Origin of the sequence: Caulobacter sp. (assembly GCF_039596335.1) — a bacterium.
Taxonomy (GTDB): domain Bacteria; phylum Pseudomonadota; class Alphaproteobacteria; order Caulobacterales; family Caulobacteraceae; genus Caulobacter.
Map to the genome: position 1 here is coordinate 60,909 of NZ_JBCNJZ010000012.1, position 26,143 is coordinate 87,051.

Annotated in this window: 32 protein-coding genes and 1 tRNA gene; 14 read left to right on the forward strand and 19 right to left on the reverse strand. The window is 67.9% G+C overall.

Translation table 11 applies throughout. The features are described from left to right. The first annotated feature begins 41 nt into the window (after positions 1 to 41). Positions 42 to 2,024, forward strand: a complete 1,983-nt coding sequence (locus ABDW31_RS22435; protein WP_184717451.1) for an oligopeptide transporter, OPT family — start codon at positions 42 to 44, stop codon at positions 2,022 to 2,024. A 169-nt stretch (positions 2,025 to 2,193) separates the two neighbouring features. Here ABDW31_RS22435 and ABDW31_RS22440 read toward each other — a convergent pair whose 3' ends face one another. Both ABDW31_RS22440 and ABDW31_RS22445 read right to left on the reverse strand, forming a co-directional pair. Next, the gene (locus ABDW31_RS22440) at positions 2,194 to 2,877 is read right to left on the reverse strand and encodes a GNAT family N-acetyltransferase (RefSeq protein WP_184717449.1); all 684 of its coding nucleotides are present in this window, start codon (positions 2,875 to 2,877) and stop codon (positions 2,194 to 2,196) included. Next, positions 2,874 to 3,488 carry a TetR/AcrR family transcriptional regulator gene (locus ABDW31_RS22445; protein WP_184717447.1) on the reverse strand — a complete coding sequence of 205 codons (615 nt, stop codon included), beginning with the start codon at positions 3,486 to 3,488 and terminating at the stop codon, positions 2,874 to 2,876. Before ABDW31_RS22445 ends, ABDW31_RS22440 begins: the two co-directional genes overlap by 4 nt. A 76-nt stretch (positions 3,489 to 3,564) precedes the next feature. Between ABDW31_RS22445 and ABDW31_RS22450 the strand changes: the two genes are divergently transcribed. Continuing rightward, positions 3,565 to 4,839, forward strand: a complete 1,275-nt coding sequence (locus ABDW31_RS22450) for an MFS transporter (protein ID WP_184717445.1) — start codon at positions 3,565 to 3,567, stop codon at positions 4,837 to 4,839. A gap of 22 nt (positions 4,840 to 4,861) precedes the next feature. On the opposite strand, the gene ABDW31_RS22455 is transcribed toward ABDW31_RS22450, so the two are convergent. Beyond that, a complete protein-coding gene (locus tag ABDW31_RS22455) occupies positions 4,862 to 5,068 on the reverse strand; it encodes a DUF3126 family protein (protein ID WP_184717443.1) in 207 nt (68 codons plus the stop codon). A gap of 50 nt (positions 5,069 to 5,118) precedes the next feature. Then, positions 5,119 to 6,051 carry a LysR substrate-binding domain-containing protein gene (locus ABDW31_RS22460; RefSeq protein WP_184717441.1) on the reverse strand — a complete coding sequence of 311 codons (933 nt, stop codon included), beginning with the start codon at positions 6,049 to 6,051 and terminating at the stop codon, positions 5,119 to 5,121. Positions 6,052 to 6,124: 73 nt separating this feature from the next. Between ABDW31_RS22460 and ABDW31_RS22465 the strand changes: the two genes are divergently transcribed. After that, positions 6,125 to 6,280 carry a hypothetical protein gene (locus ABDW31_RS22465; protein ID WP_184717439.1) on the forward strand — a complete coding sequence of 52 codons (156 nt, stop codon included), beginning with the start codon at positions 6,125 to 6,127 and terminating at the stop codon, positions 6,278 to 6,280. Between the two features lie 124 nt (positions 6,281 to 6,404). Here the strand turns inward: ABDW31_RS22465 and ABDW31_RS22470 are convergent, their stop codons facing one another. The 4 genes from ABDW31_RS22470 to ABDW31_RS22485 form a co-directional block, all read right to left on the reverse strand. Then, on the reverse strand, positions 6,405 to 7,160 hold the full coding sequence (locus tag ABDW31_RS22470; protein ID WP_343699571.1) for a glutaminyl-peptide cyclotransferase: 756 nt from the start codon (positions 7,158 to 7,160) through the stop codon (positions 6,405 to 6,407). 30 nt (positions 7,161 to 7,190) lie between these two features. Continuing rightward, positions 7,191 to 8,024, reverse strand: a complete 834-nt coding sequence (cysE, locus tag ABDW31_RS22475; RefSeq protein ID WP_184717437.1) for a serine O-acetyltransferase — start codon at positions 8,022 to 8,024, stop codon at positions 7,191 to 7,193. Positions 8,025 to 8,114: 90 nt separating this feature from the next. Continuing rightward, a complete protein-coding gene (locus tag ABDW31_RS22480) occupies positions 8,115 to 8,912 on the reverse strand; it encodes a hypothetical protein (RefSeq protein WP_184717435.1) in 798 nt (265 codons plus the stop codon). Between the two features lie 75 nt (positions 8,913 to 8,987). Further along, the gene (locus ABDW31_RS22485) at positions 8,988 to 9,662 is read right to left on the reverse strand and encodes an NUDIX hydrolase (RefSeq protein ID WP_343699572.1); all 675 of its coding nucleotides are present in this window, start codon (positions 9,660 to 9,662) and stop codon (positions 8,988 to 8,990) included. Between the two features lie 4 nt (positions 9,663 to 9,666). Between ABDW31_RS22485 and ABDW31_RS22490 the strand changes: the two genes are divergently transcribed. Then, positions 9,667 to 10,284 carry a nitroreductase gene (locus ABDW31_RS22490; protein WP_184717433.1) on the forward strand — a complete coding sequence of 206 codons (618 nt, stop codon included), beginning with the start codon at positions 9,667 to 9,669 and terminating at the stop codon, positions 10,282 to 10,284. A gap of 35 nt (positions 10,285 to 10,319) precedes the next feature. Then, positions 10,320 to 10,610: a hypothetical protein gene (locus tag ABDW31_RS22495; protein ID WP_184717431.1), complete on the forward strand. Its 291-nt coding sequence runs from the start codon at positions 10,320 to 10,322 to the stop codon at positions 10,608 to 10,610. A 2-nt stretch (positions 10,611 to 10,612) separates the two neighbouring features. Here the strand turns inward: ABDW31_RS22495 and queF are convergent, their stop codons facing one another. After that, on the reverse strand, positions 10,613 to 11,068 hold the full coding sequence (queF, locus tag ABDW31_RS22500) for a preQ(1) synthase (protein WP_172272006.1): 456 nt from the start codon (positions 11,066 to 11,068) through the stop codon (positions 10,613 to 10,615). 87 nt (positions 11,069 to 11,155) lie between these two features. On the opposite strand from queF, the gene ABDW31_RS22505 reads away from it, so the two are divergent. Next, entirely contained in the window at positions 11,156 to 11,950 is a 795-nt protein-coding gene (locus ABDW31_RS22505) for an SDR family NAD(P)-dependent oxidoreductase (RefSeq protein WP_184717429.1), read from the forward strand. Positions 11,951 to 12,223: 273 nt separating this feature from the next. Further along, the gene (locus tag ABDW31_RS22510) at positions 12,224 to 12,937 is read left to right on the forward strand and encodes a TorF family putative porin (protein WP_184717427.1); all 714 of its coding nucleotides are present in this window, start codon (positions 12,224 to 12,226) and stop codon (positions 12,935 to 12,937) included. 55 nt (positions 12,938 to 12,992) lie between these two features. Here the strand turns inward: ABDW31_RS22510 and ABDW31_RS22515 are convergent, their stop codons facing one another. The 5 genes from ABDW31_RS22515 to ABDW31_RS22535 form a co-directional block, all read right to left on the reverse strand. Next, entirely contained in the window at positions 12,993 to 14,306 is a 1,314-nt protein-coding gene (locus tag ABDW31_RS22515; RefSeq protein WP_184717425.1) for an MFS transporter, read from the reverse strand. Further along, complete coding sequence (locus ABDW31_RS22520; RefSeq protein ID WP_184717423.1) at positions 14,276 to 16,657, reverse strand: TonB-dependent receptor; 2,382 nt, start codon at positions 16,655 to 16,657, stop codon at positions 14,276 to 14,278. Before ABDW31_RS22520 ends, ABDW31_RS22515 begins: the two co-directional genes overlap by 31 nt. Positions 16,658 to 16,810: 153 nt before the next feature. Further along, positions 16,811 to 17,509, reverse strand: a complete 699-nt coding sequence (locus ABDW31_RS22525; RefSeq protein ID WP_184717421.1) for a GntR family transcriptional regulator — start codon at positions 17,507 to 17,509, stop codon at positions 16,811 to 16,813. Positions 17,510 to 17,568: 59 nt separating this feature from the next. Then, entirely contained in the window at positions 17,569 to 18,384 is an 816-nt protein-coding gene (locus ABDW31_RS22530; RefSeq protein WP_184717419.1) for a MetQ/NlpA family ABC transporter substrate-binding protein, read from the reverse strand. 79 nt (positions 18,385 to 18,463) lie between these two features. Continuing rightward, positions 18,464 to 19,348 carry an NAD(P)H-binding protein gene (locus tag ABDW31_RS22535; RefSeq protein ID WP_184717417.1) on the reverse strand — a complete coding sequence of 295 codons (885 nt, stop codon included), beginning with the start codon at positions 19,346 to 19,348 and terminating at the stop codon, positions 18,464 to 18,466. Positions 19,349 to 19,455: 107 nt separating this feature from the next. On the opposite strand from ABDW31_RS22535, the gene ABDW31_RS22540 reads away from it, so the two are divergent. Next, positions 19,456 to 19,857 carry a helix-turn-helix domain-containing protein gene (locus ABDW31_RS22540; protein WP_184717415.1) on the forward strand — a complete coding sequence of 134 codons (402 nt, stop codon included), beginning with the start codon at positions 19,456 to 19,458 and terminating at the stop codon, positions 19,855 to 19,857. Here ABDW31_RS22540 and ABDW31_RS22545 read toward each other — a convergent pair. The 4 genes from ABDW31_RS22545 to ABDW31_RS22560 form a co-directional block, all read right to left on the reverse strand. Beyond that, positions 19,854 to 20,201 carry a hypothetical protein gene (locus ABDW31_RS22545; protein WP_184717413.1) on the reverse strand — a complete coding sequence of 116 codons (348 nt, stop codon included), beginning with the start codon at positions 20,199 to 20,201 and terminating at the stop codon, positions 19,854 to 19,856. The two genes, ABDW31_RS22540 and ABDW31_RS22545, sit on opposite strands and share 4 nt — an antisense overlap. Then, complete coding sequence (locus ABDW31_RS22550) at positions 20,198 to 20,851, reverse strand: methionine ABC transporter permease (protein ID WP_184717411.1); 654 nt, start codon at positions 20,849 to 20,851, stop codon at positions 20,198 to 20,200. Before ABDW31_RS22550 ends, ABDW31_RS22545 begins: the two co-directional genes overlap by 4 nt. Next, on the reverse strand, positions 20,851 to 21,846 hold the full coding sequence (locus tag ABDW31_RS22555; RefSeq protein ID WP_184717409.1) for a methionine ABC transporter ATP-binding protein: 996 nt from the start codon (positions 21,844 to 21,846) through the stop codon (positions 20,851 to 20,853). Before ABDW31_RS22555 ends, ABDW31_RS22550 begins: the two co-directional genes overlap by 1 nt. Positions 21,847 to 21,949: 103 nt before the next feature. Further along, on the reverse strand, positions 21,950 to 22,225 hold the full coding sequence (locus tag ABDW31_RS22560) for a hypothetical protein (protein WP_184717407.1): 276 nt from the start codon (positions 22,223 to 22,225) through the stop codon (positions 21,950 to 21,952). A gap of 258 nt (positions 22,226 to 22,483) precedes the next feature. On the opposite strand from ABDW31_RS22560, the gene ABDW31_RS22565 reads away from it, so the two are divergent. From ABDW31_RS22565 to ABDW31_RS22590, 6 genes are all read left to right on the forward strand, one after another. Further along, positions 22,484 to 23,017 (forward strand): hypothetical protein, encoded by a 534-nt coding sequence (locus ABDW31_RS22565; RefSeq protein ID WP_184717405.1) that lies wholly within the window; start codon positions 22,484 to 22,486, stop codon positions 23,015 to 23,017. A 59-nt stretch (positions 23,018 to 23,076) separates the two neighbouring features. Then, positions 23,077 to 23,161, forward strand: a tRNA-Leu gene (locus tag ABDW31_RS22570). Positions 23,162 to 23,488: 327 nt separating this feature from the next. Continuing rightward, the gene (locus tag ABDW31_RS22575; RefSeq protein WP_343699565.1) at positions 23,489 to 23,989 is read left to right on the forward strand and encodes a hypothetical protein; all 501 of its coding nucleotides are present in this window, start codon (positions 23,489 to 23,491) and stop codon (positions 23,987 to 23,989) included. A 66-nt stretch (positions 23,990 to 24,055) separates the two neighbouring features. After that, complete coding sequence (locus ABDW31_RS22580) at positions 24,056 to 24,391, forward strand: hypothetical protein (protein WP_184717401.1); 336 nt, start codon at positions 24,056 to 24,058, stop codon at positions 24,389 to 24,391. Between the two features lie 81 nt (positions 24,392 to 24,472). Then, on the forward strand, positions 24,473 to 24,895 hold the full coding sequence (locus ABDW31_RS22585) for a hypothetical protein (protein ID WP_343699566.1): 423 nt from the start codon (positions 24,473 to 24,475) through the stop codon (positions 24,893 to 24,895). A 43-nt stretch (positions 24,896 to 24,938) separates the two neighbouring features. After that, the gene (locus ABDW31_RS22590; RefSeq protein WP_184717398.1) at positions 24,939 to 25,337 is read left to right on the forward strand and encodes a helix-turn-helix domain-containing protein; all 399 of its coding nucleotides are present in this window, start codon (positions 24,939 to 24,941) and stop codon (positions 25,335 to 25,337) included. A gap of 13 nt (positions 25,338 to 25,350) precedes the next feature. Here the strand turns inward: ABDW31_RS22590 and ABDW31_RS22595 are convergent, their stop codons facing one another. Further along, a complete protein-coding gene (locus ABDW31_RS22595) occupies positions 25,351 to 26,115 on the reverse strand; it encodes a competence/damage-inducible protein A (protein ID WP_184717396.1) in 765 nt (254 codons plus the stop codon). Positions 26,116 to 26,143: the final 28 nt, after the last annotated feature.

Here is a 26,143-nt window from a genome sequence, read left to right on the forward strand (position 1 = left end):
GGCGTGCAAGGTCCGGCCGCCTTAACTTTTTGGACTCTTAAATGGCCGACCTCACAGCGCCACGTTCGGAACTGACCCTTCGCGGGATCGGTCTGGGCGTCCTGATCACGCTCGTTTTCACCGCCGCCCAGGTCTATCTGGGCCTCAAGGTCGGCCTGACCTTCGCGACCTCGATCCCCGCCGCCGTCATCTCGATGGCCCTTCTGCGGGCGTTCAAGACCTCGACCATCCAGGAAAACAACATCGTCCAGACGATCGCCTCGGCCGCGGGCACGCTGTCGTCGGTGATCTTTGTCCTGCCGGGCCTCTTGATGATCGGCTGGTGGTCAAACGTGCCGTTCCTGCCCACCTTCGGCGCCTGCGCCGTCGGCGGCATCCTGGGCGTCATGTACACCATCCCGCTGCGCCGGGCCCTGGTGACCAACTCGCCCCTGCCCTATCCGGAAGGCGTCGCCGCCGCCGAGGTGCTGAAGGTCGGCACCGGTTCGCGTGAAGGCGCGGCCGAGGGCAAGGCGGGCCTGGCCGCTGTCAGCATGGGCGCGATCGCGTCCGCCCTGTTCGGCGCCCTGGCCGCCATGAAGGTGTTCGCCGCGGAAGTGGCCGGCTACTTCAAGGCCGGCGCCGGCGCGACCGGCCTGGGCGCCTCCAGCTCGCTGGCCCTGATGGGCGCGGGCCATCTGATGGGCATCACCGTCGGCATCGCCATGTTCACCGGCCTGTTCATCGCCTGGGCGATCCTGGTGCCGATCCTGACCGTCGCCACCCCGATGCCCGGCGCGGACGCCGCCACCCACGCCCTGAAGGTGTGGAGCACCCAGGTCCGCTTCCTGGGCGCCGGCGTCATCGGCGCCGCCGCCATCTGGACCCTGGCCAAGCTGATCGGCCCGATCCTGGCCGGCCTGAAGTCGGCCCTGGAAGCCGCCAAGCAGCGCAAGAGCGGCGGCGAGGCCCTGCCCCGCGTCGAACAGGACCTGCCCATCGGCATCGTCGGCCTGGTCACCCTGGTGCTGATGGCTCCGGCCGGCTGGTTCCTGGCCCACTTCCTGGCCGGCGGCCCGATCGCCAGCCTGATCGTGCCGCTGGTCGCCATCGGCATCGGCTATCTGATCGTCGCCGGCCTGCTGGCCGCCGCCGTCTGCGGCTACATGGCCGGCCTGATCGGCTCGTCCAACAGCCCGGTCTCGGGCATCGCCATCCTGACCGTGCTGGGCGCCTCGCTGATGGTCGGCGTCGCCAGCCGCGGCATGATCGGCCCGGACATCACCAAGGCCCTGATCGCCTACGCCCTGTACGTCACCACCTGCGTCCTGGCCGTGGCCGTGGTCGCCAACGACAACCTGCAGGACCTCAAGACCGGCCAACTGGTTGACGCCACCCCGTGGAAGCAGCAGGTCGGCCTGATCATCGGCGTCATCTCGGGCGCCATCGTGATCCCGTTCGTGCTGGAGCTGCTGAACCGTTCGAACGGTTTCGCCGGCGCCCCGAACCTGCACGCGATCTCGGACCAGCCCCTGGCCGCGCCGCAGGCCACCCTGATCTCGACCCTGGCCAAGGGCGTGCTGGGTGGTGATCTGAACTGGACCCTGCTGGGCGTCGGCGCCCTGATCGGCCTGGCGCTGGTGGCGGTCGACGCCATCCTGCGCAAGACCAGCAAGGGTCGCTTCAGCCTGCCGGCGCTGGGCGTCGGCCTGGCTATCTACCTGCCCAGCACCGTGACCGCCCCGGTGGTCATCGGCGCTGTGGCTGGCTGGCTCTACGAGAAGATCGTCAACAAAGACCGCGCGGCCGAACCGGCCAAGCGCCTGGGCATCCTGATCGCCTCGGGCTTCATCGTCGGCGAGAGCCTGTTCAATGTCTCGCTGGCGCTGCTGATCGTCACGACCGGCAAAGGCGAGCCGCTGGCCCTGCCCTTCGCCCCGTCGGAGCACATCGGCATGCTGCTGTCGCTGGTCGCCGCGGCGATCACCGTGGTCGGCCTCTATCGCTGGGCCCGCAAGGCGGCGGCGAAGACGGTCGAGGCGTAAGGCTCTTCAGCCATCGCATCGTCGAGACAAGACACCCCGGAAGGTCCGCCTTCCGGGGTTTTTCTGTGGCAGGTGCGTTGCTCGCCGTAAGCCCCCCTGCCGTCATCCCGCGCTTTATGCGCGGGATGACGGAATAGTGTGAGTTTCCCACAGGCGCCCTCCGGCTTACTCAGCCCGCCGTCAAGATCGTGAACGCCACCTCGCGACGGCCGCGATAGCCCAGCGACTCGTAGAGGCCGATGGCCGTGGCGTTGTCGGCGTAGCTGTGCAGGAAGGCCTTCTCTCCGCGCGCCAGGATGCGGGCGGTGACCTCGCGCAGCAGGCGGGCGGCATAACCCTTGCCGCGATGGTCGGGGTGGACGCAGACGCCGCTGGCCTCAGTGTAGCCGTCGGGGCGCATCCGCTCGCCGGCCATCGCCGCCAATTGGCCGTCGACGCGCACGCCGATGAAGTCGCCCAGCTGGTGGGTGCGGGTGAAGAACGGACCGGGCTTGGTCAGGGTGGCCAAGGCCAGCATCTCGGGCGCGTCGGCGTCGCCCAGCGGCAGCATATCGAACGTCACGTCCCAGGCCGGGGCGACGGCCTCAGCGACCATCTGCAGGCAGACGGCGCTGGAGACGACCTGCATCCCCGAAACCGGCGGCGGCGCGACGGGCTCGACCAGGCCGACATTGCCGCGCGCCCGGACCAGCTCGCCAAGAGCGGCCAGGCTCTCGGGGCTCTGGTCGACCGTAGCGGCGAACAGGCCGTAGTCCGGATCCATCCGCATCGCCCCGCCGTGCGGAATGGCCAAGTGGCCCTGCCGGCCGGTCAGGGTGGCGAGGACGGGACGGTCGAGGATGTGAGCGGTCATGCGGGACAATAGGCTGCGATCAGCGCCGCGACAGCCCCGACCACGGCCTTGGCCGGCTTGTCGTCGCCCTCGAACATCTGGCTGGAGGTGAAGACGCCTTCGATCAGCAGCATCAGGGCGTCACCCAGGGCCTTGGGGTCGGACGCGCCCATCTCGGCGGCCTTGGCGTGCAGGCGCTCGCGCAGCTGCTGCTTGTGGACCTGGGCCACCTGGCGGCCAGCGTGTTGGCGGTCGGGATATTCGACCACCGCGTTGGACAGGTTGCAGCCGCGATAGTCGTCGCCGACCGAGCGCTCAGCCAGGCCTCCGAAATAGGCCAGCATCTGGGCCTTGGGATCGCCGGGGTGCAGGATCTCGGCCGCCTCGAAGCGGTCCCAAAAGCCGGTCTCGACCTCGCGCAGCACGGCGGCGACCAGGTCGTCCTTGGACTTGTAGCTGCGGTACAGGCTGGGCTTGGTGACGCCGGCGCGGGTGACGATCTCGTCCACGCCCACGGCGCGGATGCCCTCGCGATAGAACAGCTCGCGCGCCGTCTCGAAGATGCGCTCGGCGGCGCGAGGGGCGGGTCCGTAGGGTCCGGAGAGGACCTCTTCTGGCGTTCGTTTCGACATGGCGCTTGACGATGTTACTTACCGGTACGTATGTAGCCGAGCAACCCCGTACCGATCGGTTACATCGAGAGCCCGAATGACCGCCGCAGCCCCTCGCCGCCCCTTCGGACAGAACTACGCCTTCGTGGTGGCCGGCGCGATCTTCTTGTCGCTGCTGGCGGCCGCCGGCCTGCGCGCTGCGCCAGGGGTGCTGATCCTGCCGCTGGAGAAGGCGTTCGGCTGGGACCGCGCCTCGATCTCGCTGGCGGCGGGGATCGGCATCTTCCTGTACGGCCTGACGGGCCCGTTCGCAGCGGCGCTGATGCAGTCGTTCGGCCTGCGCAAGACCGTAACCCTGGCCCTGCTGCTGATGGCGGTGTCGACGGGTCTGTCGGCGTTCATGACCACCACCTGGCAGTACGTCGCGACCTGGGGCGTTCTGGCGGGCGTCGGCAGCGGCGCGGTGGCGATGGTGCTGGGCGCGACAGTGGTGAACCGCTGGTTCGTCGCCCGGCGCGGGGTGATGATGGGCCTGCTGGCCGCCTCGACCGCCACCGGCTCGCTGATCTTCCTGCCCGGCATGGCGCTGATCGCCGACCACGGCGGCTGGAAGCCGGTGGTGATCACCGTCTCGCTGGTCTGCCTGTTCCTGGCCCCGCTGGTCTGGCTGCTGATCCCCGAGCGTCCCGCCGACATCGGCCTCAAGCCCTATGGCGCGCCCGACGACTACGAGGCCCCTGCCCCGGTCAACGGCGCGAACGCCTTGGCTTATGCCTTCCAGGCTCTGGGCCGGGCGGCCAAGACCCGGACCTTCTGGCTGCTGTTCGGGGGCTTCTTCATCTGCGGCCTGACCACCAACGGCCTGGTCGGCGTGCACATGATCGCCTTCTGCGGCGACCGCGGCATGCCCGAGGTCAAGGCCGCGGGCCTGCTGGCGCTGATGGGCCTGTTCGATCTCGTGGGCACCACCGCATCGGGCTGGCTGACCGACCGCTATGATCCGCGCAAGCTGCTGTTCGTCTATTACGTGCTGCGCGGGCTCTCGCTGATCTACCTGCCGTTCTCGGACTTCTCGGTGGTCAGCCTGTCGGCGTTCGCGGTGTTCTATGGGCTGGACTGGCTGGCGACCGTGCCGCCGACCGTGCGCCTGGCCACTGAGGCCTTCGGCGAGCGCGATGCGCCCATCGTGTTCGGCTGGATCGCGGCGGGCCACCAGTTGGGTGCGGCCACGGCGGCCATCGGGGCCGGCGTCATCCGCGCCAGCCAGGGCCAGTATGTCGAGGCCTTCGTCATCGCCGGCGCGGCGGGCCTGATAGCCGGCGCAGCGTCGCTGATAATCCGCCGCGCGGCCCCCAAGCCCATCCTGGCCTGAGGCGCGCGGCGGTCAGCAGATCTTAGTCCAGGTCTTCGGCCAGGATGGCCATTTCGAACATGAACGAGCCGTCCTCGTCCTCGTCCTGGAAGACCACGCCGATGAATTCGCCGGCGACTTCGACCTCGGCCGAGTCCTTCTGCTTCGGGCGCGGCTTCACGGCGATGTGCGGGTTGCCGAAGGTGCGCTTCAGGTGCTTTTCGAGCTTGGCGATGGCGTTGGCGTCCACGGGGGGCCTCTTTTGCTGCTGAGCGCCCGGGGCGCGGTGTTGGGGCGAAACTAGCGCCCGGCGCGAGAGTCGCAAGACAGTACTGGTGGAAGAGGTGTGGACGCTCCTTGTTCCAGCAGCCAATCGCGGAACAGATAGGCCTCCGGCGTCGCCCCATCGGGTGGGGTGACGGCCACGATCCGGGCCCGGCCGTGCGTGAAGCCCAGCGGCGCGACCAGCCGGCCGCTGGCTAGATCCCGCTGTACGAAGGCCCAGGGGCCGATCGCCACGCCCAAGCCCGCGGCGGCGGCCTCGATCATGTAGAAATAGTGGTCGAACACCTGCTCGCTGGCCGGTGGCGGCAGGTCATCCACCTCGAAGTTGCGCGCCCAGTCCGACCAGCTTTCCAGGAAGGTGCGGGTCAGGAGGCGCGGCATCGTGCAGATCCGCTCCAGGCTCATCGGCTGGGCGGCGGCGACCTGCGGCGACATGATCGGCCCGTGATAGTGCTCCATGAACGGCCAGACCTCAGAGTCGTAGGTCACCACCGTGTCGGGCGAGCGCATGCGGATGGCCAGGTCGATGCCGTCGGCCTTGAAGTCGAACGGGCCGTTGGACTCGGCCACCCGAACCGGAATGTCGGGATGGGCGGCCTGGAAGCTGGGCAGGCGCGGGATCAGCCACTTCATGGCGAAGGTCGGCAGGCACGAGACGACCAGCGGGCGCGGGCCCACCGGGGCCGGCTGGGGCACGGCCGCCTCGATCTGATCGAAGGCCGGCGACAGCGCCTGAGCCAGCTTCAACCCTGCTTCCGTCATGCGCAGGCGAGAGCGCGGCCCCTCGGTCAGGGCGACGCCCAGTTGCTCTTCCAGCTGGCGGATCTGGCGGCTGACCGCGCCGTGGGTCACGCACAGCTCGTCGGCGGCCAGGGTCATGCGGCCGTGGCGACCGAACGCCTCGAAGGCGCGCAGGGCGTTCAGCGACGGCAGCTGGCGGCGGGCCATGTGAAGAAACCTCACAGAAGGCCGACCGATAAGTCGTTATCCGTGAGCGTGCAACCGGCGGATAAGCGTGGGCATGTCCTCCGCACGCATCACCCTTCCCCAGGTCTTGGCCCTGATGGCGATCTGGACCGCCGTGATCTACGGAGTCGTCGCCAAGCCGACCGCCAGCCAGACGGCGCTCACGGCGAAACAGACCACCGCCTGCGCTCAGAATTTCAAGGAAATCTAGGCCCCAGATAGGGGTTGGGCCCCGGCGCGTCTCGCGGCCGGGGCCCAGGTCCGCCCACTAGGTCGGGGGGGCGTAGAGGGGCGGACGCAGATATAACGCCATGCCCTGAACGGGGTTCCGCGATCTAACGTTGTGGCGCGAGTTTTATTTCGAACAGTTTGGGCCACAGCTTGCCAGTGACGAACAGCCGGTCTCCGGCCGCGTCATAAGCGATGCCATTGAGCACATCGTCCTGTTTTCCGGTGACGCCAGCTTCCTTCAGAAGCCCGCCCAGTTCGATCCAGCCGATGACCTTGCCGGTCGTGACATCGATGCGGACGATGCGGGTGGTCTGCCAGACATTGGCCAGCAGTTCGCCCTTCACCCACTCCAGTTCATTGAGGTTGCGCACCGGCACGCCGTGGTCGGTGACCTCGATCCGGCCGGTCTCCTTCAGGGTCTCGGGGTCGAGAAAGCGGATGAACGAGGTGCCGTCGCTCATCATCAGGCGCTTGTTGTCGCGGGTCAGGGCCCAGCCCTCGCCCGGATAGGTGAACTCGCCGACCTTCTCGAAGGTGTCGATGTCGTAGATCAGCCCGACTTGGTCGGTCCAGGTCAGCTCATAGAGCCGGTTCTTCCAGTCGACGATGCCCTCGCCGAAGTAGCGACTGTCGACGATGCGCTCCTGCTCGGAGACACCGGTCTCCAGGTTCCACTTGCGGATGAACGACCGGCCCGTAAGGCCGGTGCTCTCGAAGATGAAACCGTCGCGATAGAACAGGCCCTCGGTGAAGGCCCGGGTGTCATGCGGATAGGTCTTCACCACTGTGTAGCCGCTGACCGGCGCGGTCTGCTGCGAACAGGCCGGCAGGCCAACAGCGAGGGTCAGCGCTAGCGCCAACCCGGCGAAGCTGAACTTCAAAGCCTGCACTCAGATCTCGTAGTCGCCGTAGACCACCTCGGCCAGGGTATGGTCCATGGTCTTGGCCGGCTCCTCGCAGGTCGGGCAGTTGACCAGCTTGGCCGGCACACCGGCGGCCGTGCAGTGGGCCGGCACCGGGCGCAGCACCACCGAGCCCGAGGCGATCTTGGCGTAGTCGCCGACGGTAATGTTGCCCAGCACCTTGGCCCCAGCGCCCAGCAGCACGCCCTTGCCGATCTTGGGGTGGCGGTCGCCGCGATCCGAGCCCGTGCCGCCCAGGGTCACGCCGTGTAGCATCGAGACGTCGTCGCCGACCACCGCGGTCTCGCCGATGACGATGCCGGTGCCGTGGTCGATGAACACGCCCTTGCCGATGCGGGCGCCGGGATTGATGTCGACCTGGAAGATCTCGCTGGCCCGGCTCTGCAGATAGAAGGCCAGCGTCTCGCGACCCTCGGTCCACAGCCAGTGCGACACGCGGTGGGTCTGCAGGGCCAGGAAGCCCTTGAAGAACAGGAACGGCTGGACATAGCCCTTGCAGGCCGGATCACGCTCGAACACCGCCCGCAGGTCGGCCTCGGCCGCCTCGACGATCGCCGGATCGGCCCGGAAGGCGCCGGCGGCGAACTCGCGCGCCGTCATCGCCCGCAGCTCCTGGTCGCCCAGCTTGCGCGCCAGCTGGAAGCTCAGCGCATCGGCCAGATTGTCATGGCTCAGGATCACCGCGTTCAGCAGCGAAGCCAGGGCCGGCTCGGCCTTGGCGGCGTGTTCGGCCTGGTTGCGCAACGCGATCCAGACGGGGGTGTCCGTCTCCGACGTCACGACTTCCAGATGCTTGGCCATCGGGCTCTCCCTTCCCAGAAGGCAATGCGACTAACAGCATCTATAGACCAGATGCTCGACAAATCCTTCACGGAACCGTCGTCGCTCAGATCAGGGCAAAAGCGCCGGGGTCAAGGTCTCGACGAAGAAAGAGACGAGATCGCCGGTCCGTTCCAGTGGGTTCAGGTCGTCACTGTTGCCCGCCAGCATCGTCGCCAGGGTGCTGGTCGACACCGCGTCCGGGCCCGCTGGGACGACGTCGGAGATCACCCCGCACTGCAGGGTCCGCATCGGCCGGCCGCTCGAATTGATCCGCGCGGCGGCATAGAGGTGGGCGCAGTCTAGATTGACGACGTCGCAGCCCTCCAGCCGGTAGTGGTCCAGCAGGGCGTCGTACTCGCGATAGATCGCATCGCCAGTCGCCACCCGGACCGGATGCAGGGACGGCCCTTGCCACAAGGCGTGGGTGGCGTTGATCACGTCCTGGTCGGCCCGCAGAATCCGCGCGCCGGTGTAGTGCGAGGTCGTGCCATCGGCCGCCAGGGTGTCCTCGGCCAGATAATAGTCGCCCATGCCCAGGTCGCGTGTCCCGAGCCCGCCGGCCAGGCCATAGGCCAGGACGAACTCGATACCGTAATAGGCCAGCTCTTCGACGGTCGAGCTGGACACCGGCCCGCCATAGATGTGGGCCAGCGACAGGAACCGCCGTCCCGCGTGGTTCAGGATCCGCACGCTGTCGGGCGAGACGTGGATGAAGTGCTGGTCGGCGACGCGCTCGGGATTGTAGCGTTCCAGCACCGACGGCGGCGGGCAGTAGCCGACCAGGGCCACCTTCACCTCGCCGAACACGTCGGGCGCGAAGCGACGGCCGACAAGGCTCTGCGGCGTCAGGTGGGGCGCTTTGGTCATGACCGTCTTTCCAGACTCAGAAGGGACGGCGCCCTTCTGGCCTGGATCGCGCAGATCTCATCTGACGAGGATCAATTAGAGAATGGCGGCCGCGAGGTCGGCGGGCAGCTCGCCCCGCACCGCCATCAGATGGACGCGCAGCAGCAGGGCCACGGTGATGGCGTCGGGCATGTGGCCGGCCACGGCGGCGTCCAGCGCTTCGCGTAACGGCACGCGGGCGACGGCTAGGTCCTCGGTTTCGTCCGGCGCCGTATCGGTGGGCGTCAGACCCATGGCGAGGAAGCCGTGGCAGATCTCGTCGGTGACCGAGTTGGACAGCTCCAGGCGCAGCACATGACGCCAGTCGCTGGCCTGCAGACCCACCTCCTCGGCCAGTTCGCGCTTGGCGCCGTCCAGCGGGTCCTCGCCGTGCGGCGCGCCGCCTTCGGGCACTTCCCAGCTGTAGTTAGCCAGGGAGAAGCGGTTCTGGCCGACCAGGGTCACCGTGCCGTCGTCATGCAGCGGCACGACACCGATCGCCTGGTTCTTGAAGCCGACCTTGCCGTACAGGGCCGGCCGCCCCGTGGGCGCGATGGCCTGGTACTCGGTCACGGTGATCCAGGGATTGTCGTAAACGACCTGGCTGGACGAGACGCCCCAGGGCTTTCCGTGCGGCTTCAGCCAGGCGGGTTTCTGAGACATCGCGCGCTGATCCCTTGTGGCGGCCGGACCGCGGCCATAGGTCTGCGGCTTACAACGCTTCGGAGTGATCGTCTTGACCGGTTCCGTCCCCCCCGCCCCCGAATTTGGCGAAACGCTGCCGATCGAGGCCTCGCCGCAAGTCATCGCCTTCCTGGCCAAGCGCCGCTCGGCCAGCGCCATGACCCTGACGGCGCCTGGCCCGGACGACGCCCTGCTGGCCGACATCCTGCGCCTGGCCGCCCGCGTGCCCGACCACGGCAAGCTGGCCCCCTGGCGGTTCGTGATCCTGAAGGGCGAGGCCAAGGACGTCTTCGCACAACGGATCAGCACCCTGGCCGACAGCCAGGCCAATCCGACCAAGGCCAACGCCGCCCTGCGCAAGCTGACCCGGCCGCCGGTGTGCGTGGCCGTGATCTCGCGTCACCTGGACGGCGAGATTCCCGAATGGGAACAGCGCCAGAGCGCCGCCGCAGTCTGTCACCAGATGCTGCTGGCGGCGTCGGCTCTGGGCTGGGGCGCCAACTGGATCACCGACTGGTACAGCTACGACCCGCGCGCCCTGGAAATCCTGGGCGTCATCCCGGGCGAGAAGGTCGCTGGCTATCTCTATCTGGGTACGGCGAGCGAGGCCCCGCAGGAGCGTCCGCGTCCCGACGTGGCGGCGATCACCAGCGTGTGGACCCCGGCGTAAGGCTGGAGCGTTCGATCTTCGCAGAGGAGGCCAAGATGGCGCGACGCAAGGATCCCTGGACTTCGCTGGCGCTCGACAGCTGGGCGTTGGGCTTTGAAGCCTCGTCGGTCATCGGCCTGCGCATGATGAAGCTGGCGGCCGGCGGCGCAGCCGCGCAAGCCGAGGCCCAGCTGATGGTCGGCGAGAAGGTCACGGCGGCCATGACCCTGCCGATGCTGGCCATGACCGGCCAGCTGGGCGCCAGCGGCCCGGCCATCGCCTCGGGCTCGCTGGCTCATCTTCGCAAGAAAGTGCGGGCCAACCGTCGCCGGCTAGCCAAGTCCTAGGGTCAGCCGCGGCCGCGGTACGGGGCCACGCCCTGGTCGGGGACCCACAGGCCTTCCGGGGCCGGGCCGGTCTGCCAGAATACGTCGATCGGAATGCCGCCGCGCGGATACCAATAGCCGCCGATGCGCAGCCAGCGGGGCTGGGCGATCTCGACGATCTTGCGCGCGACCTTGACCGTGCAGTCTTCGTGGAACGAGCCGTGGTTGCGGAAGCTGGTCAGATAGAGCTTCAGCGACTTGCTCTCGATCAGCCACTCGCCCGGGGCGTAGTCGATGACGAGGTGGGCAAAGTCCGGCTGGCCGGTGACCGGGCACAGCGAGGTGAATTCCGGCGCGACGAAGCGGGCCAGGTACAGCACGTCGTGCTGCGGGTTGGGCACGCGCTCGAGAACGGCGGCCTCGGGGTTTTCGGGGGCGTCGACGACGCGGCCCAGCTGGGTGACGTTGAGATCGGTCATCGCCGCGATTTAGGCCTCCCCGCCCCCGGAGACAAGCCGCCCGCGCGCCGCTACAACGTCGCAAACAACTGTTTGGGAGAGACGGTGATGCGGGACTTCGACGGTTTCACGGTGGTGATCACGGGCGCTTCCACGGGTCTTGGCCGCGCGATCGCGGTGGAGGTCGCCAAGCGCGGCGCGGGCCTGGTCGTCGTCAACTACGCCCGCAGCGCCGACGAGGCCGCCGAGACCGCCCGCCTGGTCGAGGCCGAAGGGTCCAAGGCCGTACTGGTGCAGGGCGATGTCGCGAGCGACGAGGACTGCAGGAAGATCGCCGCCGCCGCCGCGCCGACGGGCCGCATCGACGCCCTGTTCAACAATGCCGGCATGACCAAGTTCGCCCCCAACCACGCCGATCTCGACGCGGTGAACGCCGAGGACTTTCTGAAGCTCTATTCGGTCAATGTGGTCGGGGCCTTCCAGATGGTCCGCGCCGCACGCGCCCTGCTGGAGGCCGCACCGTCGCCGGGGGCCGTGGTCAACACCGCCTCGATCGCGGGCGTGGTCGGCAACGGCTCGTCGGTGCCGTATGCCGCCTCCAAGGGCGCGATGACGACCATGACCCTGTCGCTGGCCCGGGCTCTCGGTCCGCGCATCCGCGTCAACGCCGTCTGCCCGGGTTTCATCGACACGCCGTGGTTCAAGGACATGCCCGATGAGTCGCTGGAGCGCCTGCGCGCCGGCGCGGCGGCGGCCACGCCGCTGAAGGTCGCCTCGACCGCCGAGGACATCGCCGGCTCGGCCGTTTTCCTGGCCTCGCCGGCTTCGCGCCACATCACTGGCGAGACGCTGTTGGTCGATGCGGGCCTTCACCTGGGCGGCGCCAGCCTCTCGATGCGCTGATCCCGCCGGCGCGAGCGAAGCGGCTGCGCCACACGACAAGCGAGATTCAGTTTTCCGTGGCCTGTTCCCCGTGCGCGGCCATTCTGTAGCAAATGCTTCACACCGCGCTCGTTTTTTAGGCGCCGGGCGCCCTTCTTGCTGGCGCTTCGAGCGCTCCGATTGCTTACGCATACCAGCGCTCAGCTAATCGACCTCGGGACGCAAATGCGCTTGCAGGCGCAAGTCGAAACCCGGGGTCAACCTGGGAGACGACGCAGAAAAGGGGATAAACCAATGAAAGCCATGAAGATCGCGCTGGCCGCCGCCACCGCCGCTATCGCCGCCATCGCCTCGGTTGGGGTCGGGGCCGGGGCCGCTTCGGCCCAGGAAGTGAGCGTTTCGTACAATGTCGGCATCTTCAGTGACTACGTCTTCCGCGGCGTGAGCCAGACCCAGAACGATCCGGCCCTGCAGGGCGGCATCGACGTGTCGTACGGCCAGTTCTACGTCGGCACCTGGGCCTCGAACGTCGATTTCGGCGGGACCAATCCAGACGCGGAAATCGACCTCTATGGCGGCTTCAAGCCGACCGTGGGCGACACCTCGTTCGACTTCGGCGTGCTGTACTACGGCTACGTCAAGGACAAGAACGGCGCGCCGGGCGCCAACAGCTACATGGAACTGAAGGCCGCCGCGGCCCATCCGGTCGGCAAGGCCACCATCGGCGCGGCCTTCTACTACTCGCCGGAATATTCGGGCAATTCGGGCTACGCGACCTATTACGAGCTGAACGCCGCGATCCCGCTGGCCGACAAGCTGACCCTGAGCGGCGCGGTCGGCTCGCAGAAGTACGAGAAGATCGGCACCTATGCGACCTGGAACGTCGGCGCGACCTACGCCCTGACCGACAAGCTGGCCGTCGATCTGCGCTACGCCGACACCGACGCCCACAGCTGGGGCAAGATCTATGACAGCCGCGTGTTCGCCAGCCTGAAGGCCACCTTCTAGGGCGTCACACCCGACGAATGACGAAGCCGCCCTGGCTCCCCCGGGGCGGCTTTTTCTATGCTTGAGGTTCTTTCGGCGGACGCATGGCCAGCACAGCCACGAACACCACCGCCGTCACCGCCGCGAACAGCTGGAAGGTCGGCGAGAAGCTGCCCAGCCGGTCGCGCATGGCGCCGGCCACGAACGGCCCCGCCGCCGACACTGCGCCGACCAGGCAGGTCAGCGAGAAGAGCTCCAGATTGCTCTGGCGGCCGTAGTAGTTCAGCAGCAGCACGGTCACGGCCAGCACGGTCAGGCCAAAGCCGATCCCGGTGCCGATGGCGTAGACCAGCATCAGGGCCGGGGTCGCCGCATGGGCCAGGGCCAAGAGGCCGGCCACCAGCATCCCCTGCGCGAAGACCAGCAGCCAGCGCGGGTCGATGCGGTCGCCCAGCGCGCCGCCGGCCAGGCGGGCCAGGGTCTGCATTAGCGATTCCAGGCTCAGCATCTTGGCGGCCAGGGCCGCGGCGGCGACCGAGGCCACGCCGGCCGCGACGCCCAGCTCGGTCAGATGGCTGACCGAGACGCTGGCCACGGTGACGCCCACCAGTAGGTGGCTGAAATAGGCCGCGACCAGGATGTAGAACTGCGGCGTGCGCAGGGCCTGCTTGACCGTCCACTCGTGGGCGGTGCGATAGACGCTGGCGTTGGCCGGCGCCTGGCGGGCCTCTTCCTCGACCTCCAGATCAACCTCGTGAGCGGCCTGGGCCAGCCACTTGGAGCCGCCGACCATCAGGGCGCAGATCAGGCCGACCACCGCGGCCAGGGCGGCCTGGACGATCCAGTACTGGCGCCAGTCGTCGCCGCTGGCCCCCATCAGGGTCAGGGCCATCCACGGGCCGGCCGCGCCGCCCAGCGAGCCGAAGGTGAAATAGACGCCGAATGGCAGGGCGCGCTTGCGAAACAGCGACGACAGCACGTGGGTGCCGGGGATCAGCGCCGCCATCTGGAAGCCGACGCCGCATGCGGCCGCGCCGACGTAATAGCTGAGCAGGCTCTCGGAATTGGCCAGCCCCAGGAAGCCGCCGGCCAGCACCGCCGCGCCCAGCATCAGGGTCCCGCGCACGCCGATCTTGCGGATCAGGATGGCCGGCAGCCATGACGAGGCGCCGGTGAACACGCCCAGCACCGAGAAGCCCAGGAACGCCTTCTCGAAGCTCCAGTTCAGCTCGCCGATCATGGCCGGCAAGACGACGCCCAGCGAGCCGTAGGTCGAGGCGGTGATCAGGAACAGCAGCAGGCTGAACGCGGCCAGCAGGATCCAGGGCCGGAAGCGGTCTTCGTTAGAGGTGGTCACGATCAGAAGGTCCGCTTCAGGGTGGCCCGCCATTCGCGGCCCTTGCCCGGCAGGGCGCCGAGATTGGCGTAGGTATCCGCATCGGGGGTGAAATAGAACTGGTTGAACAGGTTATCGATGTTGACCGACACGGTGTACGGCCCGCGCTGCACATAGGCCGAGGCGTTGACCAGCCAATAGGCAGGATACTCGACGGCGTTCTGCACCGTGCCCGCCGTGCGGCTGACATGGCTGGCGCCCAGGGTCGCGCCGGCCTGGCCCCAGTCGTGGGCCTTGCTGGTGTAGGTGCCGTACAGGCTGATCACCGACTTCGGCGTCAGGGTGTAGGCGTAGTCGCCCGAGCGGCCTGGCAGGGTAGCGAAGCTCCAGACCACGTACGACCCGCCATAGCCTTGAGCGCCTGGCACGCCGGCGGCATAGGCCGGGATGTACTGGAACGACGTGTCCGGCCCCTTCACCGTCGTGCGCTGGCTGTTGCCGGCGAAAGTGAAGGACAGGCGTTCGGACGCCAGCCAGCGGACTTCCAGCTCGACGCCCTTGGCCCGCGTACCCTGGACGGTCGGGGTCGCGATGGCGCCGGCGATCTGGGTGCGGTTCTGGCGATAGGCGGCCAGCGAGCCGATCAGGGTCCCGCGCAGCAGCTGGAACTTCACCCCGGCTTCGGTCAGGTCTGAACTCGACAGCCACGAACCATCGGCGACTAGGTTGGGGGCCAGATCCCCGGCCTGGCTCATCTCCAGGGCCGCGGCCTTGGCGTAGCTGACATAGGGCATCAGGCCGATCGGCAGCTTGTAGGTCAGGCTGGCGTTCCAGGTGGCCTTGTCGCGGCTGTCAGATTGGCGGCCGGCGATGACGTAGCTGAGGATGCCGGCGTCCTCGCTCTCGACGCTGTAGTGGTCCCAGCGGCCGCCCAGCACCAGGTTCAGGCGGCCGACCTCGACGTCAGTGGTGACGAAGACGCCGGTCTGCTTCCACTTGGAGCGGTTGTCGTTCTCCCACTGCATGCCGTCGGGATCGTCGTCGAACGGGCTGTCGATGGTGTCGGTGGCGGTGACGCCGTGGCTGATGTCGCGGCGATCCAGGGCGATCAGGCCGCTGTTGTAGCTCTCGCGCCGACGGCCCTCGAACCAGCGATGGGCGCCGCCGGCCAGGGTGCGGGCGCTGACCAGCCCCACGTTGGTCGGGAAGGCGTAGGTGACGCGGATCTCGCTGACCTCGGCGTCAATCGCTGAGGGGTAGCCGTAGGACACGAAGCGCTTGTTGTCCTGGCGGTCGTGGAACAGCTGCAGCTTCAGCGAGCGGTCCTCGCCCAGATCCTTGGTCAGATCGAAATAGAGGGTCTGGGTGTTGGTCTTCGAGAAGTCGGCCGGGCTGATATAGACCGTGCGGCGGTCCAGCTTGGTCGTGCCGACGCCGACGTCCAGGGTGTGGACCGCGTCGCTCGTGGGGAAGCCGTAGTACGGCAGGTAGAGGGCGCTGGCATAGGGATAGGCCCCGACTTCGTTGGGGGTGATCTTGCCGTTGCCGTCGACGTCCCGAAGCGTCGTGTCGCGACCGGTGATGTAGGTGCGGTTGTCGATCAGGTCCTGGGTCAGGCGGTTCCAGCCGGGCGTCTGCACGTCGCCGTCCGAGTGGAAGACCATGCCGCCGAAGGCGGTGCTCCAGCCGTTGCCCAGATCGAAGTCGGCCGAGGCCTCCAGCGTCTGGTGACGCGGATAGATGCCCTTGTAGTAGCTGTGGCTGTCCTCGGCCTCGCCATAGACATAGACCCCGCCCTCCGCGCGGCCCAGCGTGACCGGCGCGCCGAACTGGCCGGTGACCAGCTTCTTGTTGTAGCTGCCGACGGTGGCGGTCACCTCCCCTTCCGGCCCGGCTAGGAAGCGGCCTTCGTCACGGGCCGACTTGGGGATGAAGTTGACCAGCCCCCCGACCTTGCCCGCGCCATAGACCGGGGTCGGCGGCCCGCGCAGGATCTCGATCCGCGCCGCCCCGCCGATCGGGGTCGAATAGGTGCCGCGGTTCTCCACCCGCTTGAAGCCGCGGAAATAGTTCTCGGCCAGGGTGCCGCGGATGTTGAGCGCGCCGGGCACGCCATAGAAGCTGGCGGTGTGGGCGCCGGGTGAGACCTTGGTCGCCCCGTCCAGGGTCAGGACGCCGTAGCGCTCCAGGGTCAGGTCACTGACCAGGCTGGCTGAACGCGGCGTCTCGATCAGCGGCTTGGCGATGCCGAACACCGTTTGGCTGGGTTGCTTCTCCAGCAGGCCCGCCTTGTCGCGCGCCACGATCACCACCGCATCGACCTGGTCGGTCAGCTGGGTCTCGGCATGGACGGCGCCGGCGGACAGCGCCAGCAGGCTGGCGGACAGCAACAGGGTCTTGGACATCAGTTCGGCCTCGCTCGCCGCCGACGGGGAGGTCCGACGGTCAAGTCAGGCGATATCTGGTGATCCCTTGACGTTCGTCAAAATGTCTTCTGACATTTCAGAAGAGATTGCAATGAAGCTGTGGCGCAGATGTCGCAGGTGACGCAGCGCTTGCTAGCCTTGAACGTCTAGGATCTTCAGCATCGCCTGGCGCGAGCCTTCGACGTCGCCGCTGGCGATGACGCGGGCCACCTGACGGTGCTCCTCGATCTCGTCCAGCAGCTCCTGCTCGGTGGCGCCGTTGAACGAGAAAACCCAGAAGCGGGCGGCCTTGTGCTGCAAGGGGATCAAGATGCGGGCCAGGGTCAGATTGCCGGAAGCCCGCGCGACCAGGGCGTGGAAGCGCAGGTCCATAGCCACCAGGGCCGGCAGGTCGGCGGTGCGGGCCGCCTCCTCGCCCTCGACGAAGACGTCGTACATCTCCTGGGCCTCAGCCTTGGAGGCGACCTTGGCGGCCAGGGCGGCGCAGTGCGGCTCGATCAGCACCCGGGCGTCATAGCCCTGGCGCAGCTCCACCAGGTCCAGCGGTGCGACCATGGTGCCCGAGCGGGCGCGGCGGATAACGAGGCCCTCCAGCGCGAGGCGCCCCAGGGCGTCGCGCACCCCCGCCAGGCCGGCTTCGTAGCGAGCCGCCAGGGACTGCTCGTCCAGGCGCGAGCCGGCCGCCAGCTCGCCCAGGATCAGGTCCAGCAGGATCTGCTCATAGACCTTGGTCTTCTGCAGCTCTGGCGCCCAGTCCTCGAGGCCCGAGGAATTGGCCACGTCCAGCACCAGCCGGCGACTGGCGGGCGACTTCAGCAGGGGCGAGGCCATGGCGAACTCCGAGAACTGACGGCCGCCGTTAGGTAGTGTGAAATTTCAGACGAGGCCAGTTAGAACGCCGGCACCACCGCGCCGGCGTACTTCTGGGCCAGGAAGTCCTTCACCTCGGGCGAGGTCAGGGCCGCGGCCAGCTTCTTCACGCGCGGGTCGTCCTTGTTGTCGGGACGCCCGACCAGATAGTTCACATAGGGGCTGGTCTTGTCCTCCGCGATCAGCGCGTCCTTCGAAGGGTTCAGCTTGGCGTCCAGGGCGTAGTTGGTGTTGATCACCGCCAGGTCGACTTGGGCGAGCACGCGCGGCAGGGCCGGGGCTTCCAGCTCCTTGAACTTCAGGTTCTTCGGATTGCTGGTGATGTCCTTCAGCGTCGACAGATCGCTGGGGTTCTTCAGGCCGATCACGCCGTTCTTGGCCAGCAGGATCAGGGCGCGGGCCTCGGTGCTGGCGTCGTTGGGAATGGCCACTGTCGCGCCGTTCGGCACTTCGGCGATCGACTTCCACTTGGTCGAATAGGCGCCGATCGGCTCGACGTGGACGCCGGTGATCGTCACCAGGTCCGTGCCCTTCTCGCGGTTGAAGTCCTGCAGGTAGGGCAGGGTCTGGAAGTAGTTCACGTCGATGCGCTTTTCAGCGACCTGGGTGTTGGGCTGGACGTAGTCGTTGAAGACCTTGATCTTCAGCTTCAGGCCTTCGGCGGCCAGCTTCGGCTTGACGAACTCCAGCACCTCGGCGTGCGGAATGGCGGTCGCGGCCACGGTCAGGGTGTCGGCGGCGCTGGGCGCGGGGGCCTTGGGACCGCAGGCCGTGAGGGCCAGCGCGGCAAGGCCGGAAACGAGAATAGCGCGGCGGGCGACCATGAATGGCTCCATTAGGCGATCAAACGAGTAGGCTTTTGCCCCGTTTAACGTCCCGGATGAAACCAGTTTTCCTGATCGCCCGCCCAGACGCCTAGCCGAGAGCCGCCTTGTTGGCCGCCAGGAAGGCCTCGACCGTGGTCGGCTCACGGCCGCTCAGCGCCTTCACCGTCGGGGCGAAGGTGGCGTGGTGGCCCTGCGCGGCGGCGACGTCGAAGTCGACCAGCAGGCCGGCCAGGAACGGCGGCACGCCCGCCCCTTCCAGACCGCCGCGCAGCTGGTCGGGCGTCACGGCGATGTGGGCCACCGGACGGCCCGAGACGCGTGCCAGCAGGGCGGCCAGCTGGTCCTGGGTGACGGCCTCGGCGCCGTTGACGTCCAGGATCTCCTTGCCCGTCGCGGTCAGCAGGGCGGCGGCGTCGACCTGGGCGCAGTCCTCGCGGGTGACGTACGAGCGCCCCTGCCCCTGCGTGGCGCTGAACAGCTGGCCGCTTTCGATGGCGTGGCCCGCGCCCATCAGGATGGTCTCGGCATAGAGGTTGTGGCGCAGCAGGGTGAAGTCGAGACCCGAGGCGATGATCGCCTGCTCGCTCCAGAAGTGGTCGTCCAGCACGCCGCCGGCGGCCTGCGGCACGGGCGTCGGGGCCGAGGTGTAGATGATGTGCTTGACGCCCGCGGCCACAGCGGCGTCCACGGCGGCGCGGTGCTGGGCGATGCGCTGACCGGGCTGAGCCAGGGCGTCGGTACTGACCAGCAGCAGGCGCTCGACGCCGGCGAAAGCCGACGCCAGCGAGGCCGGGTCGTCGAAGTCGGCGCGGCGGGTGTCGACGCCGCGCGCGGCCAGGTCGGCCAGCTTGGACGGATCGCGCGAGGCAGCCACGACGTCGGTCGCGCCGGCTTCCAGCAGCAGCTCGACCACGCGGCGGCCCAGCTGGCCGCCGGCGCCGGTCACGAGGATCTTGGAAGACGAAAAGCTCATGGGAAAATTCCTGGTCTCGAAATGAGACCAGGACTATTTATGGAACCGCCAGGCAGTCGTGAAGGCGGCAGTTTGGCGGAACCAGGTATGCTTTTGGGAACCACCTCATGGCCGTTCAGGCGCTGATCGACAGCTTCAACCAGTGGAAGGGCCAGCCGGTCGACGGCGGCCAATGCCCGGTGCGCGACGTCATCGACCATCTGGGCGACAAGTGGAGCACCCTGCTGATCATGGTCCTGGCCTCGCGCCCGCACCGCTTCAGCGAGATCCGCCGGGCCGTGCCCGACATCAGCCAGCGCATGCTGACTCAGACCCTGCGCGACCTTCAGCGCGACGGCCTGATCGAGCGCGAGGTCTTCCCGACCAATCCGCCCAGCGTCGAGTACCGCCTCTCGCCGCTCGGCCAGGGCCTGCTTGAGCCCCTGGCGGCGATGGTGGTCTGGGCCGAGAAGAACCACGGCGCGATCAAGGCCGCGCGTGTGGCTTATGACGGCGCGGTGGCGGCTTAGTCGTCGTCGTTGGCCGCTTCGGGCACGTCGGGCAGGCCGTGGATGATCCAGTTGGCGACGAAGTCGGGCTTGTCGCCGCCCAGGCTGGTCACGCCCGGCTCGGCGGCCTGGATGGCCGAGGTTTGGGGCGGCAGGGTGTAGGTGTCGCCGTCGTGCTCGCCCAGCAGGTCCAGCACGATGCCCTCATCTTCGGTGGCGTCGATGACCACGCCGAAAAACTGCTGGCGCTCGCTGATCTCGCCGTCGTCGTCGAGGAAGGTCAGGTTCATCAGCAGGGTCTTGCCCAGCAGGGTCTTGGCGAAGGCGGCGTCCCAGTGGGCGTCCTGGTCGATATCGTCGGTCATTTGTGGGACACCTTTCGCACCACCGCGTCGCCGATCATCTGCAGCACCTGAACCAGCACCAGCAGCAGCACCACGGTCACGATCATCACGTCGGTCTGGAAACGCTGATAGCCGAAGCGGATGGCCAAGTCGCCCAGGCCGCCCGCGCCGACCACGCCGGCCATGGCGGTGTAGGACACCAGGGCCACGGCGGTGACGGTGGCGGCGGCGACCAGGCCCGGCAGCGCCTCGGGCAGCAGCGCGCCCAACACCACCTGCCGGCGCTTGGCGCCCATGGCGAAGCTGGCCTCGATAACGCCCTTGTCGACCTCGCGCAGGGCGGTCTCGACCAGACGGGCGAAGAACGGCGCAGCGCCCACCACCAACGGCGGGATGGCCCCGGCCACGCCCAGCGAGGTGCCCACGAGCGCAACGGTCAGCGGGATCATCACGATCAGCAGGATCACGAACGGCACCGAGCGTAGCACGTTGACCAACAGAGACAGCGCGCCATTGGCCAGCCGGTTCTGCAGCATCTGCCCCTTGCCGGTCAGGAACAGGATCACGCCCAGCGGCAGGCCCAGGATCACGGTCAGCACCATCGAGCCGCCCAGCATGGCCAGGGTGTCGAGCGTCGCCTGGCCGATCTCGGCCCAATCGATATTGCCCATCACGCAGCCTCCCCGCTCAGATCATCCACCCGGACGCCAGCGGCCTGGAACTGGGCGATCGCCGCGGCGACGTCGCCGCCGGTGAGGGCCAAGGTCAGCTGACCGTAGGGCGTCTCGCGCAGGCGATGGATACGCCCGCCCAGGATCGAATAGTCGACGCCGGTGGTCCGGGCGACCTCGCCCAGCACCGGCTTGTAGGTCGCCTCGCCCTTGAAGGTCAGGCGCACCAGGCGGCCGCCGACACCGGGCGCCGCGCTGATCTCGCCCTCGGCCTCCTGCACGAACCGACGCGCCGTATCGCTGACCGGGTGCAGGAAGACGTCCTCGACGGAGCCCTCCTCGACCAGCCGCCCGCCTTCCAGCACGGCGACGCGGTCGCAGACGCGGCGGACCACGTCCATCTCGTGGGTGATCAGCACGATGGTCAGGCCCAACTCCCGGTTCAGGCCCGAAACCAGCTCCAGGATCTGCTCGGTGGTTTCAGGATCCAGCGCGCTGGTGGCCTCGTCGCACAGCAGGATCTTGGGATTGGTGGCGAGCGCCCGAGCGATGCCGACCCGCTGCTTCTGGCCGCCCGACAGCTGGGCGGGGAACTTGCCGACATGGGCGGAAAGACCGACGCGCTCCAAGAGCTCGGCCGTGCGCGCCTTGACCTCGGCGGCCGGACGGCCAGCCAGCTTCAGCGGGAAGGCGACGTTCTGGGCGACGGTCTTGCCCGACAGCAGGTTGAAGTGCTGGAAGATCATCCCCACCCGGCGGCGCAGGGCGCGCAGGCCCTCCACCCCGAGCGCGGCGACGTCGTCGCCGTCGACCACGACCCGGCCGCCGGTCGGCGTCTCCAGGCCGTTGATCAGCCGGATCAGGGTCGATTTGCCCGCGCCCGAAGCGCCGATCACGCCGAACACCTCGCCGGCCTTCACCGACAGCGAGACCTCGCTCAGGGCGGCATGGCCGCCAGTCGCGTAGGTCTTGGAAACAGCCTCGAAGGCGATCACGTCGCGATGGTCCTTGCGCGTCCGGAAAAGAAGTCGCCGGAATTGTCGCCTGACTACGCGGGAATCAAGAGCCCAGGCGCATTTTTCGCGCGAACGACGGTCCTTAGTTCGGGATCACCGGGGTCGCGGCCTGCATCGATTCCTGGGCCTTGTTGGCGGCGGCGTTCTGGGCGCGACGCTCTTCGCGGGTGGTGCAGACCTTGACCGGGAAGTGGCTGCCGGTCGGCGTTTCCCGGCGGCAGACCACGCCGTCCTTGACCTTGGCCGCCTTGACGCCTTCCGGCGCGGGCGTGGTCTGGGTGGCGGCCGGCTGGGCCCCCGCGGCCAGGGCGCTCATGGACAGACCCAGCGACAGCACGACGATCGACGCGAGACGCATGGCGTCCTCCCTTGAAAGTGGAGGCCGAAGTAGAGCGAACGCCGGTCTTCAAGGTCAAGTTACGAGATGTCCATCTCCGCGCAACATACGCCACACGCACCGCCAAGCCCAAACTCAAGCTTCCAGCCAAGCTTTATCTAAATAACGGCAACACGGCGCCAAGGAACAAACACAACCTATATTCGCTACATCTCCAGTTTCGCCCGCGTACCCCGCCAAGAATCCTCGCACATCGCGAAATTTACAGGAGATTTTGCCATGGGGAATAGCAAAGCTATTCTTATCACGGCCGCCATCGGCATGTTCGCTATTAGCGGCGCGCCTACCGCCTCTGCTCAAGTTACCGAAGGCCAATTGGCCGCCGATCAGGCCCGGGACGAAATGGCCCGCGGCAACAACTGGGTCGGCACCAACCTGCAGAAGCGCGCTACGACATTGGAGCCGACGGTCGAGAACTATTTCGCCCTGGCCACCGGCTATCAGCGTACCGACCGGCTGAACACGGCCAAGACCTACTACCAGCGCCTGTCCGCGACGCCAGAGGGCGTGCAACTGACCGCGCCACGCTACGACGGCGGCACACGGACGTTCGACTCCGCCTTCGAGGCCGCCGACCGCCTGCTCTATATCGACTGGCTGCAGAACAAGGCCGTGCGCAGCAATGACGGCGGCGCGATCTCGGCCGAGGCCGCCGCGACCAACGTCTCGGCCACAGTCGGCGGCGCCGGCGAATACGAGGTCACCGACGAACAGGCCCGCGCCCTGGACCGCCAGGCCCGCCGCGCGCGCTAAACACGACCGCCCTCCCCTCCTCGACCCCGAGCGATCGATGGCTTATGGGTCGGGGAGACGGGGACGTGGCGGAATCGGTAGACGCGCCGGACTTAAAATCCGTTGGAGCAATCCGTGTGGGTTCGAGTCCCACCGTCCCTACCAAGGCCGCGCGACTCGCGTAGCCTGCGGCCATGGCCGACGTTGCATCATCGCCGACCGAACGCATCTCCCGGCTGACGCCGCGCGAGCGCGAATGCCTGGCGCTGGTCGCCCGCGGTTTTTCGTCCAAGGAGATCGCCCAGCAGCTGGGCATATCGCCGGCCAGCGTCGACGTGCGCATCGGCAAGGCCTGCGAACGGCTGGGCGTGACCACCCGACGCGAGGCCGCACGGCTGCTGGCGCGGCATAGTGATTTTCACGCCTACGAAACATCCCCACTGACGCCCTCGCCCCGGTCGCCCTCCTCTGAAGGCGGCACGGGGGAGATGCATGGACCAGCCGCAGACGCACAGCGATCGGACGAGGACGGCGAGCCGCGAGGCCTCGCTGAAGATCTTCGAGCACCGCCGCTTTCGGACACGGTTTCCAGCGTTGCCAGACCAGCGAACGGACCTGCCGCGAACAGACCTGCCGAGGACGACGTGGGACCATCTGCAGCGACAGCTGACCGCCCTTTCATCCTGCGCCCCGGACGAGGTGGAGGCGATGCTGCGCCCCATCCGGGACGCCCAGGCCGGCAAGCCGCCGGAAATGGTGTTGCGCGAACTTCTGATCGCGGCGTCGATCCTGCTGGACGAAGCCCCCCCGCCCCGAGGCCCTCAGGCCAACTGGCGAGGGAGGCTGGACCATGACCTAGGCCCCTTCGCCAGCCTGGCGGTGATGGCCGTGTTCGCCATCGTCGCCGCGATCCTGTTCAGCGGGCTGCTGATGGCCGCGCACAGCTTCCTGGTCGCGATCCAGGACTGGCTCTGGCGCATCTTCGCCTCCTGATCCTCCCCGACATTTCGAGATCAACGCCGCGCGGACCGGTACGGCCGCGCGACGGGAGAGCCTTGCATGCAACGCAAGATCATCGGCGTACGCGTCGCCCAGGAACTGTTCGCCGTCGAGACCGCGGTCGAGACCACCTATGGCGCCATGGCCCAGTTCGCCGGCCTGCTGGCCAACGCTCGGACCGAGGCCAATCTGTCGGCCGTCTACGGCCAGGAAGTCATGGAGGACGTCAACGCCGCCATGGCCCATCTGCTTCAGGCCCGTCGCGCCCTGGTCAAGGCGCACGGCGGCCTGGCCGAGGTCCGCGACCAGGTCGGCCTGCGTCAGGTCGCCTTCGGCGTTCAGGACAAACCCGAGGTGGAGCCGCCTCGCGGACGCCTACGCGCGGTTGGTGAATAAGCAAAAATAGGCGATTAAGCGTTTCACCGGAGGTCGACTCCGGTCAGGATCACGGCGGCGCTACGCAAGATGGAGGCCGCCGTGTTCCATCAGCTGATCGGCCAGGTTTCGCTGGCCTTGATGCTCCTTGTCTGCGGCTGGGCTCTGTGGCGCGGCGGCAAGCCCGAGCGCGTGGCCGCGGCGGCCATGGTCGCCGCCTGGATCGGCACCTCCTTCGTCCTCGACCGCCGCTTCATCGACATCCAATGGGCGACCCTGGCCGTCGACCTGATGCTGCTGGCCGTGCTGGTGGCGCTGTCACTGGTCTACCGCCGGCGCTGGCTGCTGGCCGCCAGCGGCTTCCACCTCCTGGGTGTGGCCACCCACGGGGCGATGGTCATCGACGACAAGATCCAGGCCGCCCCCTATATCGTCGCCCTAGGGATCTGGAGCTGCGCGGTCGTCGCCAGCCTGGCCTATGGCATGGTCGTCCTGACCCGTTCCTCTGCGGCCGCTACGCGATGAGCCGCACCTCCTCCCCCTCCCCATCGCGTTCGAGTGAGTAAGCATGGCTGAAGACAAGACCCCCGATCCCGTCGACATCCACGTCGGCCGCCGCCTGCGTATGCGCCGCAAGGACCTGGGCTATTCGCAGCAGGCGCTGGCCGACGCCTTGGGCCTGACCTTCCAGCAGGTGCAGAAGTACGAGGGCGGCGCCAACCGCATCAGCGCCAGCAAGCTGCACGCCACAGCCATGTTCCTGAAGACGCCGATCGGCTTCTTCTTCGAAGGCCTGGACGATCCGGAGGGCGCCGACACCAGCGCCGCGGACCTGGCCAACGAGATGGCCGGCTTCTGGTCGCTGTCGGGCGGCCCCGAACTGGCGCGCGCCTTCGTGTCGATCCCCTCGACCGGCATGCGCAAGCATCTGGTGGACCTCGCCAAGGCCATCGCCGGCGAGGAATAGAGACCCTTGAAGCCTAGGCCGGATCGGCCAGCAACTCGATGTTGTTGGCCCCGGCCTCAGCCAGGGCGCTGATCAGTTCGCCGACGGCGGCGTCCAGCTCCTCGGCGTCGCGACCGCGCAGCACCAGGTTGGCCCCGTAGACGTCCGGCAGGGCGAAGAACGGATAGCTGCCCAGCGACATGTCCGGATGGGCCTTGGCCACGGCTTCCAGCGGCGCGGCGATCGAGCCCTCGCCGGTGCCGGTGACGCGCACGGTCTTGGACAGCACCACCGCCCCGCTGCGCAGGCGCGGGCCCACGTCCTCCAACATGCCGCGCATGATCGCCGGGACGCCGGCCAGCACGAACACATTCTCCTTCTGGAAGCCGGGCGGGCCCTGCACAGGATTCTTCACCAGCGTGCCGCCTTCGGGCACGTGCGCCATGCGGCGGCGGGCGGCGTTGGGCTCGCCCCACCGCTCGCGCAGCATGGCCATGATCTCGGGATGCTCGGGGGCCGTCACGCCGAAGGCCTTGGCGATCGAGTCGGCGGTGATGTCGTCGTGGGTCGGGCCGATGCCGCCGGTGGTGATGACGTAGTCGTAGCGCGCGCGCAGGGCGTTGACCGCGTCGACGATGTCCTGCTCGACGTCCGACACCACCCGCGCTTCGCACAGATCGACGCCATACGTGGCCAGGTACTTGGCGATGGCCGACAGGTTCACGTCCTGGGTCCGGCCCGACAGGATCTCGTCGCCGATGATCATCACGGCGGCGGTGACGCGTTCGCTGGTGGTCATCGCTTCGATCCCTTATGTCGCCTTGTTC